Here is a 14,845-nt window from a genome sequence, read left to right on the forward strand (position 1 = left end):
GGGATTAGTCCATCAGGCCGGGGTTGAGGAGGCCGCGCGGGTCGAACCGGGCTTTGAGCCCTTGTTCGAGCCGGGCCACCACCGGGTTGGCGGGGGGGAAGGCGGGCAGGTCATCCGCGCCGCGCAGGCGAGTGGCATGGCCGCCGATGCGGGCCACGGCATCACGGATGGCTGCGCCTTTTGTGCCACTCGGGTCAAGCAGCCAGATGCGCCCGCCGCCCCAATCATAGAGCGCCTGCGTGTCCGGCAGGCTGGCCACCAGCCCCGGCCCATCGCCCGGTTTGACCGAGAGACACCAGAGCGCGCCCTTGGTGTCGGCAAAGGCGCGCACATCGCGGATCGCGGCCCAGAGGGCGGCGGTGTCCTCGGCGTCGAAATTGGCGTTGAACGCGCCGAGATCGGCCAGATGCGTGGCGAGCCTCTCGGCGCGGTAGCGCATCGAGGCGGCGCTGCCTTCGAGGCGGATGTGGGTGTCCCCCGTGCCCGGCAGATGCGCCGCGCCGGTGACTTCCCACGGGGCGCCCAGCGCGCGCGACAGCGCCGCGATGGCGGTGGCATCGTCGAGATCGCGGGCGGTGAGGGTGACGGAGGTCTCCGGTGCGGGCAGCACTTTGAGCGAAAGCTCGGTCAGCACGCCGAGCGTGCCGAAACTGCCTGCCATGAGCTTGACCAGATCATAGCCGGTGACGTTTTTCATCACCCGCCCGCCATTGGCGATGATGCGGCCCGCGCCATCGACGAAACGCACCCCGAGGAGCGCATCGCGGCAGGCACCCACCGCCGAGATGCGGCGCGGCCCAGACACGTTGGCGGCGACCATGCCGCCCAAGGTCGGCGTGCCGGTGCTGCCCAGCAGCGGGCGGTGGTCCATCGGTTCGAACGCGAGGCGCTGGCCTTCGCCCGCGAGCAGGGTTTCGATCTCGGCCAGCGGCGTGCCGGCGCGGGCCACCAGGGTCAGCGCGCCGGGCTCGTAGAGCGTGACACCGCTGAGGGCAGAGGTGCTGAGCCCGGTGGTGGCCGAGGTCGTGCCGATGGGCCGCGTGCCGCCGCCGGTGATGCGCAGGGGCGTTTCCGTGCTGGCGATGATCTCGGAGAGCTCGGCCTCGGTCGTCGGGCGATGGGTCATGCGCGGGCCTCGCGGCGCGGGGCGGAGGCCGCCAGCGGAAACACCTTGGCCGGGTTCAAGAGCCAGTGCGGATCGAACACATCCTTGACCGCCATCTGTGCCTCGAGATCATCGGGGCGGTATTGGTGATCCATCAGGTCGCGTTTCTCGATGCCGACGCCATGTTCGCCGGTCAGGCAGCCGCCGACCTCGACGCAGAGCCGTAGGATGTCGGCCCCCATCGCTTCGCATTTCTCGAGATCACCGGGCTTGTTCGCGTCAAAGAGGATGAGCGGGTGCATGTTGCCATCGCCCGCGTGAAACACATTGCCGACGCCGAGCCCGTAATCGCGGCTCAGCTCGCCGATGCGTTTGAGAACCTGCGGCAGGGCGCTCACCGGGATGGTGCCGTCGAGACACATGTAATCGTTGATCTGGCCCATCGCGCCAAAGGCGGATTTGCGGCCAAGCCAGATGCGGGCGGCCTGATCGGCGTCGCGGGCTTCGCGCAGTTCGACCGGGTTGTGGGTCTGGGCGATTTCGGTGATCCGGGCGAGCTGTTCGTCGATCTCGGCCTCGGAGCCTTCGACCTCGATGATCAGAAGCGCCTCGCAATCGGGATAGCCCGCGCCGGCAAAGGCCTCGGTGGCGCGGATGCAGGGGCGGTCCATGAATTCGATGGCGACGGGCAGGACGCCGGCGCGGATGATGTCCGACACACAGGCCCCGGCGACCTCGTTGCTGTCAAAGCCGATGAGCACGGGCCGCGCGCCTTCGGGCGAAGGCAGGATGCGCAGCACCGCCTCTGTCACCACGCCGAGCTGACCTTCAGAGCCGCAGATGAGCCCGAGAAGATCGAGCCGCCCGGCATCGAGATGCGCGCCGCCAAGCTCGGTCACGGTGCCGTCCATCAGAACCAGCGTCACCCCCATCAGATTGTTGGTGGTGACCCCGTATTTGAGGCAATGCGCGCCGCCCGAATTCATCGCGATATTGCCCGCGATGGCGCAGGCGAGCTGACTGCTCGGATCGGGGGCGTAGAAGAACCCGTGTTCCTCGACTGCGCCGGTGACCGAGAGATTGGTGCGGCCGGTCTGCACCCGGATCACCCGGTTGGCATAGTCGGTGTCGAGAACCGCGCTCATCCGGGCGACGCCAAGGATCACGCAATCGGCGGTGGGCAGCGCGCCGCCCGCCAGCGAGGTGCCCGAGCCGCGCGGCACCACCGGCACGCCCATGTCGTGACAGGCGGCGAGCACGGCGGAGACCTCCTCCGTACTCGCGGGCAGCACCACCGCGAGCGGCGGGCAGCGATAGGCGGTGAGCGCGTCGCATTCATAGGCGCGGGTCTCTGCCTCGTCCCAGATGACTGCGTCATCGGGCAGCAGGTCGCGCAGACGGGCGACGATTTCGGGCTTGCGCGACAGGATGGTGCTGTCGGGGGCGGGCATTTCCATGGCGGCGTCTCCTATTGGTCAAGTTTTATAACCAATTTATCCCTCTGGCAAGCGCGGGGCCGCCCGGCTAGGGTGCGGCCATGGATTTGATGGACCGTCTCAGTCTTTTCTCGACCCTTGATCAGGTCGCTGTCGCACTGCTTTTGCTTGGCTGGCAGGGCATGGGCTTCTGGATCGAGAACTCGGGCGGGCGGCATCCGTCGGTGTCCTGGCTCATGGCGGATTATCGCCGCGCCTGGATGCAGACCATGCTCGACCGGGACCCGCGCATCTTCGATTCGCAAATTCTCGCCATGCTGCGGCAGGGCACGACGTTCTTTGCCTCGGCCACGATGATCGCCATGGGCGGCTGCATGGCGCTCTTGGGCAATACCGACAAGCTCATCACGCTGGCGGATGATCTGACCTTTGATCGCACACCGGAAATCGTCTGGGAGATCAAGATCATCCTGCTCCTGGGCTTTCTGGCGAGCGCGTTTTTCAAGTTTGTCTGGTCGAACCGGCTCTTTGCCTATTGCGCGGTGGTGATGGGCACGGTGCCCAATGACCGCGACGCGCCCGGCGGCGCGCGGCGGGCGGCGCAGGCAGGCGAGCTGAACATCACCGCCGCGCGCAGTTTCAACCGGGGCCTGCGGGCGATATATTTCGCGCTGGCGGCGGCGGCCTGGCTCATCGGGGCGGAGGCGCTGATCGTGGGGTCGGTGATCGTCACGGTGATCGTCGGGCGGCGCGAATTTGCCTCGCAATCGCGGCGCATCCTCTTGTCGAACATGCCCGAGCTGAGCGAAGATGCGCGACGCACGGGAACGTGACTTTGTGCCTTTTGTGAAAGCGGTATGGTAGGCCCATGAAACTCAATTTTCCACTTCTCGCGCTGGCGCTTTGCTCCGCGGCGCCGGTTCTGGCCGATGCGCCGGAAATTCTCGATGTTGCGATCGAAAAGCAGGGCATGGACTGGCAGGTCAGCGTGACGATCCGCCATCCCGATAGCGGCTGGGATCATTATGCCGATGGTTGGGAAGTGATCGATGCCAAGGGCAAGCGTCTGGGCTATCGCGAATTGATGCATCCGCATGTCGATGAACAGCCCTTTACCCGCAGCCTGCGCAACGTGATGGTGCCGGACGGGATGCGCGAAATCTATGTGCGGGCGCATTGTTCCGACGGGTCATGGACCGCCGAACCGGTCGCCGTGGCGGTGCCCTTCTAAGCCGCAGCGGAGGGGGTCAGCGACGCCCCTCGCGCAGCCAGCCCAGCAGCATGAAGCTCGCAAACAGCGCCAGCACCAGCCAATGCGGCAAGAGCGGCGTCTGCGTCACCGAAAGCGTCTGATAGGCGTCGCGCGGGGTCAGGCCGAGCCAGCCGCGCCCGGCAGCGGGCCGTCCCTCGCGCACATCGCGCAGGCGCGGTAGCCCATCGGCCATGGCAGCTGTGCCACCTTGCATGCTGTCGATCAGCGGCGCGAGTTCGGCATTGCTGGCGATGGTGCGCTCGAACTCGACCGGGGCGGCGGGGCCGAGCCCGATCACCGCGTCGAGATCGCCATTGGCGAGCCGGTAGAGCCCGATTTCGGGCCCGTCGAACAGCGTCTCGAACCGGCCCGGCGAGACCTCTTTGAGCGTCAGCTCATGCAGGTCGCCGGAGGGGGTGGTAAGGGTCAGCGGCGGCACCTCGGCCTCGAGACTGCGGCGGATGATGCGCATGGTCTGGCCATTGGCCTCGGCCCAGAGCGCCTCTTCCTCGAGCTCGGGCTCCTTCATCATCCAATGGGCGAGACGGCGCAGCAATTCGAGCTGTGGCCCGCCGCCCTCATAGCCGCGATTCCACAGCCAGGCGTGATCAGAAGCCAAGAGCGCCACCCGGCCCTCGCCGACCCGGTCGAGGACCAGAAGCGCGCGATCCTCGGCCCCGGTCATCACCACATCGCCGGTCTCGCCGGTGATCTCGACCTGTCGCAGCCAATGGCCCCAGGGCCCGTCATGTTCGCGGTCGAGCCCGGCGGTGACCGGATGGCGCGTGCCGAGATCGGTGACCTTGGGGCGGAAGGGCTGGCCCACCACGCGGGCGGTGGGACGCGCCGGCACGATCGCCTCGAGCGGCGAGCGAAAGAGGCTGTCGGCCGAGGCGAAATCCGGCCCCGCCGCGATCAGCACTGCGCCGCCGCCCTCGATATAATTGCGCACGTTTTCGAGATAGATCGCGGGCAGGATGCCGCGCCGCTTGTAGCGGTCAAAGATGATCAGGTCGAAATCGTCGATCTTTTCGAGGAACAGCTCGCGGGTCGGGAAGGCGATGAGCGACAGTTCCCGCACCGGGATGCCGTCCTGTTTCTCGGGCGGGCGCAGGATGGTGAAATGCACCAGATCGACAGAGCTGTCGGATTTCAACAGGTTGCGCCAGGTCCGCCCGCCGGGATGCGGCGCGCCGGAGACCAGGAGCACGCTCAGCCGGTCGCGCACGCCGTTGATCTGCACCAGCGCCCGGTTGTTGCGATCGGTGAGCTCGCCGTCGAGCCCGGGGGTGGAAAATTCGAGCACGTTGCGGCCGCCATGGCTCAGCGTGATGGGCAGGTCGATGTCTTCGCCGATGGGGATGGTGAAATTCTGCGGTGCGGCCCCGTCGACCGCGATGGCGAGATCGGCGCTGCTGCCGGGGGGCACGGGGGTGGCGCCCATATCCTCGATCCGCAGGGTCATGGTGATCTCTTCGTCGAGGATGGCGAAGGCGGGGGCGTTTTTCAGGATGAGCCGCCGGTCCCAATCGCTGTCCTCGCCGCTTTGCAACAGGTGCAGCGGCGCGGGCAGGGCGGGGGCGCGGTCGAGATCATGCACGCGCCCGTCGCTCAGCAGGAAGATGCCCGCGACACGGCCCTGCGGTTCGCTCGCCAGCGCCTCGGAAAGGGCGGTCATGGCGCGGGTGCCGCTGTTGTCCTCGCCATCGGGGATGGGGATGCGGCGCAGCTCGGTGTTGGGGCGCTCGGCCAGACGCGCGGCGAGTGCATCGGCGGTGCGATTGGTCTGATCCTGACGGCTGCCGAGGCTTTGGCTGGCGCTGTCGTCTTCGAGCATGAGCACGATGTCGGAGAGCGGCTGGCGGTCCTCTTGCTGATAGACCGGGCCCATCAGCGCGGCGAGCACCACCGCCCCGGCGAGCGCCCGCAAGCCCCAGCCCGACAGCCCGCGCCAAAGCGCCAGCACGAGCCCGGCGCCGAGCAGCACGCCCAGCGTCGCGATGAGCCAGAGCGGCAAAAGCGGGTCAAAGACGAGGGTTCCGGTCATTGGCCAAGCCTGTCGAGAAGGGCGGGGACGTGGACCTGATCGGATTTGTAATTGCCGGTCAGCACATGCATCACCAGATTGACGCCAAAGCGCAGGGCCAGTTCGCGTTGGCGTTCGCCGGCAAAGCCGCGGCCGACGGGGAGCAGGGGGCTGCCGTTTTCGGTCACGGCCCAGGCGGAAGCCCAGTCATTGCCGCCGATCACCACCGGGGTCACGCCGTCGTTGAGGTTGCGGAAGGGCATGCCTTCGACCTGTTCGGCATCGGGCGGCGCGGCTTCGACCCAGACGGTGCGGCCCATGTGGCGGCCGGGGAAATCCTGCAGCAGGTAAAAGCTCCGGGTAAGCACATGGTCCTCGGGCACCGGTTCGAGCGGCGGAATATCGAGCGGGGCGGCCAGTTTACGCAGCATCGCGCCATTGGGCGAGCCGGTGCCAAAGCCCGCGATATCGGCGTCGCGCGTGTCGAAAAGGATCATCCCGCCGGTGCGCAGATAGGTGTTGAGCCGGGCGTAGGCCTCGGAGGAGGGCAGCGGCTGATCGGGGGTGATCGGCCAGTAGAGCAGCGGATAAAACGCCAGCTCGTCGCGTTCGAGATCGACGGCGACGGGCGGGTCGGGTTCGACCGAGGTGCGGAAAAACAGCGTCTGGCCAAGGCCGCGCAGGCCGTGATGGGCGACCTCGTCAAGCGCGCGGTCGCCGGTGATGACATGGGCGAGGGCCAGCTCTTCGGCGATCTCGGGGGGCGATTGCGCCAATGCGGTATCCGGGCTGTAAGACGTCAGTATTGCGACTGTGCCCAAAACGGCCACGCGCCGCGCCGGGCCGAGCCGCCCCGAGAGCGCCAGAGAGGCGAGGATATCGCCCAGCAGCAACAGCATCGCCAGCGCCAGAAGCCAGCCGCCGAGCGGCGTCTCCGAAGCGCGCACCATGCCTTCGATCCGCGTGCCGGCGGGCCAGACCATCGGCGCGAGGTCGCGGTCGGGATCATGGGCGTTGCGGGCGATGCGGCGGTCGGGGCCATCATAGAGACCGGGGCGCAGCTCGGGGCCGAGCGGCTCCGACAGCAGCGCCGTGCCCGAGACGCCGGGCAGCGTGTCGCCCGGCTCTAGCGTGCCGCTGGCGGTCAGCACGCGGTCGGGCTGCCATGTGGCGGCGGCGAGATCGGCGGGCAGGGTGGTGTCGGCGGCGGCGGTGATCGACAGCCGTTCGAGCATCTGCACGAAGAGCCCCGAGAGCGGCAGGCTCGACCATTCGGCATTGGCGGTGACATGAAAGAGGATCACCTGCCCCGCGCCGATCCGTTTGCGGGTGACCAAGGGCGTGCCATCGCTCAGCGCGGCGATCACCCGGTCGGCAAGCGTCGGGTCGGGCTGGGCCATGACCTGCGAATTGACGGTGACGTCCTCGGGGATGTCGAGACCGTAGAACGGGCTATCCTCGGGGAAGGGGGCGAGGGTTTTCGGCTCGCCCCAGCTCATCGCGCCGCCGACGCTGCGCCCGCCCGAGCGCAGCCGCACCGGCAAGAGCGGGTCTTCGCCATCGCGCGAGACATCGGAGGCGGCGAGCTGTGGCCCGGCAAAGCGCAGGAGCGTGCCGCCCGCCTCGGCCCAGCCGAGCAGATCCGCCGTCTCGCCCGGCGAGAGCGTCGCCACATCGGCGAGGACAATGACACCGGGATTGGCGGGCAGGCTGGTGGCGAGCGTGCCTTCGAGCAGGGTCGCATTGGGCGCGAGCGCCTTGCGCAGGTAGTGCAGCGGCGACAAGAGTTCGAGCCCTTCGCGCCCCGAGCGCCCCTCGATCAGCGCGACTTCGCGGCGCGAGAGGCGATCATCGGCGAGGGTGACGGCCCCGGCATGGCCCTGACCGGCGATCTCGAACCGGGTGAGCCGGGCGCGCAGCTCGTTGGGCAGGTTGAGCGTGCCGCTGGCCTCGAGCCCGCCTTCGGGAAAGACGAGGGTGAGCCGCGCCAGTTCGGCCGGGTTGCCCGCCGGGTCGCTGCCATGGGCGATGACCGGCAGCCGGGTTTCGGTGCCGGGGCGCTGGCGGGTGGCGTGAAGCGTGATCTGCCCCGCCTCGATCTCGGGCGGGCCAAGCACCACGAGCGGGCGGCCGCCCTCGACCACCGTCACCGGCCCGCGCGATTTGAGCCTGTCCAAGAGCGCCGCGCGGCTGTCGCGGGCGAGACCGTCGGAGATCCACAGGGTCTCAAAATCGCTGTCGGGCAGGGCGGCGCGGGCGGCTTCGGTCATCGCGTCGGTCGGCTCCCACGGCTGCGGGGCGATGCCGGAGAGGCGGCTGCGCCATGTCTCGGCGGCCTGGAACACCGGCGCGCCGGGATCGGTGAGCCTGGCGATGGCGGTGGGGCGGCCGTCGCGGCCCGCCTCGGCCAGCACGCGATCGAGCAGCTTGAGCGTGGCGGGCCAGTCGCGGGCGCTGGCCCAGCTCGCATCGGTGAGGATGAGGAGCGGCGCGTCGCTGTCGGTGTCGCTGCGCGTCTCGGGGTTGAGCACCGGCCCGGCGAGGCCGATGATCACCGCCGCGACGGCCAGCATCCGCAGCAGCAAAAGCCACCACGGCGTGCGGTCGCTCACCGTGTCGTCGTCGGTGAGCCCCAAAAGCAGCGCCACGCCGGGGAAACGCCGCCGGATCGGCGCGGGCGGCACGGCGCGCAGGATCAGCCACAGGATCGGCAGCGCGGCGAGCGCCCAGAGCAGCCAGGGCGCGGCAAATCCTATGGGGCCGAGCGTCATCGTGCGCCCCCTTCACCTAAGCCATCTCCCATGGCGCGGTGCAGCCACAACAGCGCCTTTTGCGCGCTGTCGCCGGTGTGGTGGCAATGATAATGCCAGCCGGTTGCGGCGCAGAGCGCGGCGAGCTCGGCTTTGCGCTCTGCCAGCCGTTCGAGATAGCGCGGGCGCAGGGCGCTGGCCTTGAGGGTTTCATGGTTGAGCCGCCCGGTCATGCTCTGGAATATGGTGCGGCCGCGATAGGGAAAGCTTTCTTCTTCGGGGTCGAGGATCTGCAAGAGCACGCCGCGCACGCCGCGATCGGCGGCGGCGGCGAGGGCGCGTTGCGTGGCACCGAGATCGCCGAGGAAATCCGACAGGATGAGCGCCATGCCATGCGGCCGCAGCCCGTCGAGATCGGGCGCGCCATAGTCGTCGCCCTGATCCTCGAGCAGCGCCTGCGCCAGCCGTGCGAGCTGTCCCGCGCCGCGCCGGGGCGGCAGCGGATGGCCCGCGAGCCCGACCCGTTCCCCGGCCCGGTCGAGCAGGATCGCCACCGCCAGCGCCAAGAGCCGCGCCCGGTCGCCCTTGGTCGGCAGCGCGGGCGTCGAGGCAAAGCCCATGGCGGCGCTTTGATCGACCCAGAGCATCACGCTCTGGGCGATTTGCCATTCGCGCTGGCGGACAAATTCGGCATCCGAGCGGGCCGAGCGCCGCCAGTCGATATGGCGGCGCGAATCGCCCGGTTGCAGCGGTCGGTATTGCCAGAAATCATCGCCGAGCCCGGACCGCCGCCGCCCGTGATCGCCCAGGATCACCGTCCCGGCGAGCTGATCGGCGCGCGCCAGCAGGGCGGGGAGGCGGGCGGCCTCGGTTTCGGCCCGGCTGCGCAGCCCCGCCGCGCCAGAGGCGGCGGGTTGGGTCATGCGGCGGCCTCGGTTCGGGTGATGCGGGCGGTGATGTCGGAGATCAGCCCGTCGAGGCTCTGGCCTTGGGCGCGGGCGGCAAAGCCGAGCGCCATCCGGTGCGACAGCACCGGCAGCGCCATGGCGGCGACATCGGTGATGTCCGGCGCATAGCGCCCCGAGAGGAGCGCGCGCGCCCGCACGGTGAGCATCAGCGCCTGCGCGGCACGGGGGCCGGGGCCCCAGGCGACCGCCTCGCGGACGATCTCGGGGGCGTTGGGATCATCGGGGCGGAAGCTGCGCACCAGATCGAGAATGGCCTCCATTACCGCCTCGCCCACCGGCATCCGGCGCAGGAGCGATTGCGCGGCGATGAGATCCTCGGGGGTAAACACGGCATGGGCCTCGGCCTCTTCGGCGCCGGTGGTGGCGAGAAGGATGGCGCGTTCTGTGTCGCGGTCGGGATGCGGCACGGTGATCTGGACGAGGAACCGGTCGAGCTGGGCCTCGGGGAGGGGGTAGGTGCCCTCTTGCTCGATGGGGTTCTGGGTGGCCAGCACGTGAAACGGCGGTGCGAGGGCGCGGGTTTGGCCGGCCACGGTCACCTGCCGTTCCTGCATCGCCTGCAACAGCGCCGATTGGGTTCGGGGGCTGGCGCGGTTGATCTCGTCGGCCATCAGGAGCTGACAGAAGATCGGGCCTTGGATGAATTTGAAGGCGCGGCTGCCATCGGCGCCGGTTTCGAGCACTTCCGAGCCGAGAATATCGGCGGGCATCAGGTCGGGGGTGAACTGCACCCGGTTGGTATTGAGCCCCATCACCGTGCCGAGCGTTTCCACCAGCCGCGTCTTGCCCAGCCCCGGCAGGCCGATCAACAGCCCGTGCCCACCGCTCAGCAACGCGGCCAGCGACAGGTCCACCACCTGTTCCTGGCCGATGAACCGGCGGGTGATCGCCTCGCGGGCGGCGGCGAGTTTGCCTTGCAGGGTTTCGATCCCGTTCACCAAATCGGTGTCATCGCTCATGGCAAATATCCTCGTCACGCTATATCCTAAAGGTAACCTTAAAGCGTTACACGGAAATGGCAAAAGCAATGAGCAAGGAACCGATCACGAGCCCGTCAGCCGAAAGCCTGGCCGAAGCGGCCCGCGCGGCACAGGGCAAGGGGCTGCCGCCGGTGGACAAATGGAACCCCGAGTTTTGCGGCGATCTCGACATGCGGATCGCGCGGGACGGGACGTGGTTTTACCTCGGCACGCCGATCGGACGGCATGAGCTGGTCAAGCTCTTCTCGACGATTCTCAAACGCGAAGGAGAGGATTATTTCCTCGTAACCCCGGTGGAAAAGGTCGGTATCACGGTCGACGACGCGCCTTTCGTGGCGGTTGATTTCGAACCCGAGGGCACGGGCGAGGCGCAATCTCTCATCTTCGAGACCAATGTCGGCGACAAGGTTCTCGCCGGTCCCGCCAATCCGATCCGGGTGGTGCGCGATGCCGAGACGGGCGAGCCGTCGCCCTATGTGCTGGTGCGCGCCAATCTCGAGGCGCTGATTGATCGCAAGAGTTTCTACCGTCTGGTGGAACGGGGCGCGCATCACGAGGGCTGGTTCGGGGTCTGGTCCGATGGCGCGTTCTTCAAGGTGATTCCCTCGGACGAACTGCCCTGACGCCAATGCCGCGCTTTGCCGCCAATCTTTCGCTGCTCTTCACCGAATGCGCGCCGCTCGACCGGTTCAAAGCGGCGCGCGCGGCGGGGTTTCAGGGCTGCGAGCTGCTCTTTCCCTATGATCATGCCGCCGCCGATCTGGCGCAGGCCGCAGAGGCGGCGGCGCTGCCGGTGGTGTTGATCAACACGCCGGGGGGCAACTGGGCCGGGGGCGAGCGGGGCGTGGCCGCCATTCCGGGCTGTGAGGCGCGGTTTCGCGACGAGTTCGATCAGGCGCTTGCGATGGCCGGGGCGCTTGGCGCGGGTCTTCTGCATGTCCTCGCTGGGCTGGCCGAGGGGGCGGCGGCGCGGGCCACCTATGTGGACAATCTGCGCTGGGCCGCGGCGCGGGCGGCGGCATCTAATCCCGCGCTGCGCCTCACGATAGAGCCGATCAATGGCCACGACATGCCGGGCTATTTCCTGCAGGATTTCGCCGAGGCCCAAGCGAGTTTGGCGGAGATTGCCGCGCCCAATCTGGGGCTGCAATTCGACGCCTACCATGCGCAGCGGATCACCGGGGATGCGCGCGCCGCTTGGGACAATCTCGACAAGATGCCGCTGCATGTTCAGGTGGCGGGCGTGCCCGGTCGCCATGAGCCACAGAGCGGAGACATCGACTTTCCCGCGTTTTTCACGCAGCTCGACACGGGCGGCTATGCCGGTTGGGTCAGCGGGGAATACCACCCGAAACGCAGCACCACAGAGGGGCTGGGCTGGCTGCGCGAGGCCTCGCGCAGCTAACCGGCGTTAATGCGCCTCGGCCCAGTTCATCCCCGATCCCGCATCGACGGTGAGCGGCACATCGAGATGCACCGCCGGATCGGCCGCGCCTTCCATCACCTCGCGCGCGGCAGTGATCACCGCATCGACCGCGTCTTCTTCGGCCTCGAAGAGCAATTCGTCATGCACCTGCAACAGCATCTTGCAAGGCAGATCGGCGATAGCCTCGGGCATGCGGATCATGGCGCGGCGGATGATATCGGCGGCGGTGCCTTGGATCGGCGCGTTGATCGCGGCGCGTTTGGCAAAGCCCGCGCGCGGGCCCTTCGCGGCAATCTCGGGCGTGTGGATGCGCCGTCCGAAAAGCGTCTGCACATAGCCATGGGCTTTGGCGAATTCCACGGTCTCGTCCATATAGGCGCGGATGCCGGGGAACCGTTCGAAATAGCGGTCGATGAACCCCTGCGCCTCGGCCCGGGGAATGCGCAGGTTGCGCGCCAGACCAAAGCCCGAAATGCCGTAAATCACGCCGAAATTGATCGCCTTGGCGCGGCGGCGCACGTCGGAGGTCATCTCGTCCAGCGGCACGCCGAACATTTCCGACGCGGTCATCGCGTGAATGTCGAGCCCGTCGCGAAACGCCTGTTTGAGCGCGTCAATCCCCGCCACATGGGCGAGAATGCGCAGCTCGATCTGGCTATAATCGAGCGACACCAGCCGCTTGCCCGCGTCGGCGACAAAGGCCTCGCGGATGCGGCGGCCCTCTTCGCTGCGCACCGGGATGTTCTGCAGGTTGGGATCGGTCGAGGCGAGCCGCCCGGTGCTCGCCCCGGTCTGCACATAGGAGGTATGCACCCGGCCCGTGTTCGGGTCGATATGATCCTGCAGCGCGTCAGTATAGGTCGATTTGAGCTTGCTCAGCTGCCGCCAGTCGAGCACCCGCGCCGGCAGCTCATGCTCGGTCGCCAGATCCTCGAGCACATCCGCCCCGGTGGCATAGGCGCCGGTCTTGCCCTTCTTGCCGCCCTCGAGCGCCATCTCGTCAAAGAGGATCTCGCCGAGCTGTTTCGGGCTGCCGACGTTGAAGCTGCGGCCCGCCAATTCGTGAATTTCCGCCTCGAGCCCGCCCATCTTCTGGGCAAAGGCGTTGGACATCCGGCTCAGCACGTCGCGGTCGACCAGAATGCCATGCCGCTCCATCCGCGCCAGCACCGGCACCAAAGGCCGTTCCAGCGTCTCATAGACCGTGGTGACCTGTTTTTGATGCAGCTGCGGCTTGAACATATGCCACAGGCGCAGGGTGATATCGGCGTCCTCGGCGGCATATTTCACCGCCTCGTCAATCGGCACCTTGTCAAAGGTCACGGCGGATTTGCCGGTGCCGAGCAGCGTCTTGATCGGGATCGGGTTATGCGCCAGATAGCGTTCGCTGAGCGCGTCCATGCCGTGGTTGTGAATGCCGGAATTGAGCGCATAGGACATGAGCATCGTGTCATCGATGGGCGCGATAGTGAGACCGAGACCGGCGAAGATCTTGGCGTCATATTTCATGTTCTGCCCGATCTTGAGCACCGCCGCATCTTCGAGCACCGGGCGCAGCGCCGACAGCACCGCATCGCGCGGCAATTGTCCTTCGGCCAGCGCATCCGAGCCGAAAAGATCGTCCGACGCGCCCTCGCGATGGCCGAGCGGGATATAGCAGGCCTGCCCCGGCTCGACCGCCAGCGAAATGCCGACCAGCTCGGCCTGCATCTCGTTGAGCGAGGTGGTCTCGGTGTCGATGGCGACATAGCCGCGCGCCAGGATCCGGTCGATCCAGACCTGCAGCGCCGCCATGTCCGACACCCGCTCATAGGCTTCGGGGGCGATGGCGGGCCAGTCCGCCGCGCTGTCTTCGCTGGCGGCGGGGGCCACGTCGGGGATCACCGGCGCCTCGACCGCGAGCGCCTTGGCAATCCGGGTCGACAGGGTGCGAAACTCCATTTCCGACAGGAAACTCAACAGCGTCTCGGGGTCCGGATCGCGCACCTCGAGATCATCAAGCCCGAAATCGAGCGGCGTGTTGCAGTCGAGCTGCACCAGCCGTTTCGACAGTTCGATCTGGGCGCGATGCTCGATCAGGGTCTGGCGGCGCTTGGGCTGTTTGATCTCTTCGGCGCGATCCAAAAGCGTTTCCAGATCGCCATATTCGTTGATCAGAAGCGCCGCCGTCTTGATCCCGATGCCCGGCGCGCCCGGCACGTTGTCGACCGAATCCCCGGCCAGCGCCTGCACATCGACCACCCGGTCGGGGCCGACGCCGAATTTCTCTTCGACGCCTTCGACATCGATGCGGCGGTTCTTCATCGCGTCGAGCATTTCGACCCCGCCGCCCACCAGCTGCATGAGATCCTTGTCCGAGCTGATGATCGTCACCCGGCCGCCCAGATCACGGGCCTGACAGGCCAGCGTCGCGATGATGTCATCGGCCTCGAACCCTTCGATCTCCTGGCAGGCGATGTTGAAGGCGCGGGTCGCCTCGCGGGTCAGCGGCATCTGCGGCCGCAGATCCTCGGGCATCGCCTCGCGATTGGCCTTGTAGAGACCATAGAGATCGTTGCGGAACGTGTGGCTGCCCTTGTCGAAAATCACCGCCACATGGGTCGGCGCGTCGGGGCCGTGATCATCCGAGATATAGCGCTGCAACATGTTGCAAAAGCCCGAGACCGCGCCGATCGGCAGCCCGTCGGATTTGCGCGTCAGCGGCGGCAGCGCGTGATAGGCGCGAAAGATAAAGGCCGAGCCGTCGATGAGATGCAGATGGCAGCCCTTGCCGAATTGCGTGGTCATGATGCTGCATCCTCTATGGCCCGAAGCGTTGCCCAACATATCACATGGCACCCGGCTGAATTCCAGCCCGGGCGCGGGCTTCTTCTGGCGAAAAATATCCTGGGGGAGGCCGAAG

The 14,845-nt window shown here is 67.5% G+C and carries 11 protein-coding genes; 4 read left to right on the top strand and 7 right to left on the bottom strand.

Features of this window, described 5'->3' with window-relative positions; genetic code table 11:
* Positions 1–4 precede the first annotated feature (4 nt).
* Both glcE and ISM_RS08970 read right to left on the bottom strand, forming a co-directional pair.
* Positions 5–1,126, bottom strand: a complete 1,122-nt coding sequence (gene glcE, locus ISM_RS08965; RefSeq protein WP_009813827.1) for a glycolate oxidase subunit GlcE — start codon at positions 1,124–1,126, stop codon at positions 5–7.
* Positions 1,123–2,562: an FAD-linked oxidase C-terminal domain-containing protein gene (locus tag ISM_RS08970; protein ID WP_009813828.1), complete on the bottom strand. Its 1,440-nt coding sequence runs from the start codon at positions 2,560–2,562 to the stop codon at positions 1,123–1,125. Before ISM_RS08970 ends, glcE begins: the two co-directional genes overlap by 4 nt.
* A gap of 80 nt (positions 2,563–2,642) precedes the next feature.
* On the opposite strand from ISM_RS08970, the gene ISM_RS08975 reads away from it, so the two are divergent.
* Both ISM_RS08975 and ISM_RS08980 read left to right on the top strand, forming a co-directional pair.
* Positions 2,643–3,374, top strand: coding sequence for a DUF599 domain-containing protein (locus ISM_RS08975; RefSeq protein ID WP_009813829.1), 732 nt, complete (start codon positions 2,643–2,645; stop codon positions 3,372–3,374).
* A 35-nt stretch (positions 3,375–3,409) separates the two neighbouring features.
* Positions 3,410–3,772 (top strand): hypothetical protein, encoded by a 363-nt coding sequence (locus ISM_RS08980; protein WP_009813830.1) that lies wholly within the window; start codon positions 3,410–3,412, stop codon positions 3,770–3,772.
* A 16-nt stretch (positions 3,773–3,788) separates the two neighbouring features.
* Here the strand turns inward: ISM_RS08980 and ISM_RS08985 are convergent, their stop codons facing one another.
* From ISM_RS08985 to ISM_RS09000, 4 genes are read right to left on the bottom strand one after another with little or no spacing between them, the layout of a single operon-like run.
* Positions 3,789–5,840 (bottom strand): membrane protein, encoded by a 2,052-nt coding sequence (locus ISM_RS08985; protein WP_009813831.1) that lies wholly within the window; start codon positions 5,838–5,840, stop codon positions 3,789–3,791.
* Positions 5,837–8,590, bottom strand: a complete 2,754-nt coding sequence (locus tag ISM_RS08990; protein WP_009813832.1) for a DUF4159 domain-containing protein — start codon at positions 8,588–8,590, stop codon at positions 5,837–5,839. The genes ISM_RS08985 and ISM_RS08990 overlap by 4 nt, the downstream gene beginning before the upstream one ends.
* Positions 8,587–9,492 (bottom strand): DUF58 domain-containing protein, encoded by a 906-nt coding sequence (locus ISM_RS08995; protein ID WP_009813833.1) that lies wholly within the window; start codon positions 9,490–9,492, stop codon positions 8,587–8,589. Before ISM_RS08995 ends, ISM_RS08990 begins: the two co-directional genes overlap by 4 nt.
* Complete coding sequence (locus ISM_RS09000) at positions 9,489–10,496, bottom strand: AAA family ATPase (RefSeq protein ID WP_009813834.1); 1,008 nt, start codon at positions 10,494–10,496, stop codon at positions 9,489–9,491. The genes ISM_RS08995 and ISM_RS09000 overlap by 4 nt, the downstream gene beginning before the upstream one ends.
* Before the next feature lie 68 nt (positions 10,497–10,564).
* Here ISM_RS09000 and ISM_RS09005 point away from each other — a divergent pair, with 68 nt between their 5' ends.
* Both ISM_RS09005 and ISM_RS09010 read left to right on the top strand, forming a co-directional pair.
* Entirely contained in the window at positions 10,565–11,140 is a 576-nt protein-coding gene (locus tag ISM_RS09005; RefSeq protein ID WP_009813835.1) for a DUF1285 domain-containing protein, read from the top strand.
* A 5-nt stretch (positions 11,141–11,145) separates the two neighbouring features.
* Positions 11,146–11,922 carry a hydroxypyruvate isomerase family protein gene (locus ISM_RS09010; protein WP_009813836.1) on the top strand — a complete coding sequence of 259 codons (777 nt, stop codon included), beginning with the start codon at positions 11,146–11,148 and terminating at the stop codon, positions 11,920–11,922.
* A gap of 6 nt (positions 11,923–11,928) precedes the next feature.
* Here ISM_RS09010 and polA read toward each other — a convergent pair whose 3' ends face one another.
* Complete coding sequence (gene polA, locus ISM_RS09015) at positions 11,929–14,730, bottom strand: DNA polymerase I (protein ID WP_009813837.1); 2,802 nt, start codon at positions 14,728–14,730, stop codon at positions 11,929–11,931.
* Positions 14,731–14,845 lie beyond the last annotated feature (115 nt).

The sequence above is a fragment of the Roseovarius nubinhibens ISM genome (assembly GCF_000152625.1).
In the GTDB taxonomy this organism is placed as follows: Bacteria; Pseudomonadota; Alphaproteobacteria; order Rhodobacterales; family Rhodobacteraceae; genus Roseovarius; species Roseovarius nubinhibens.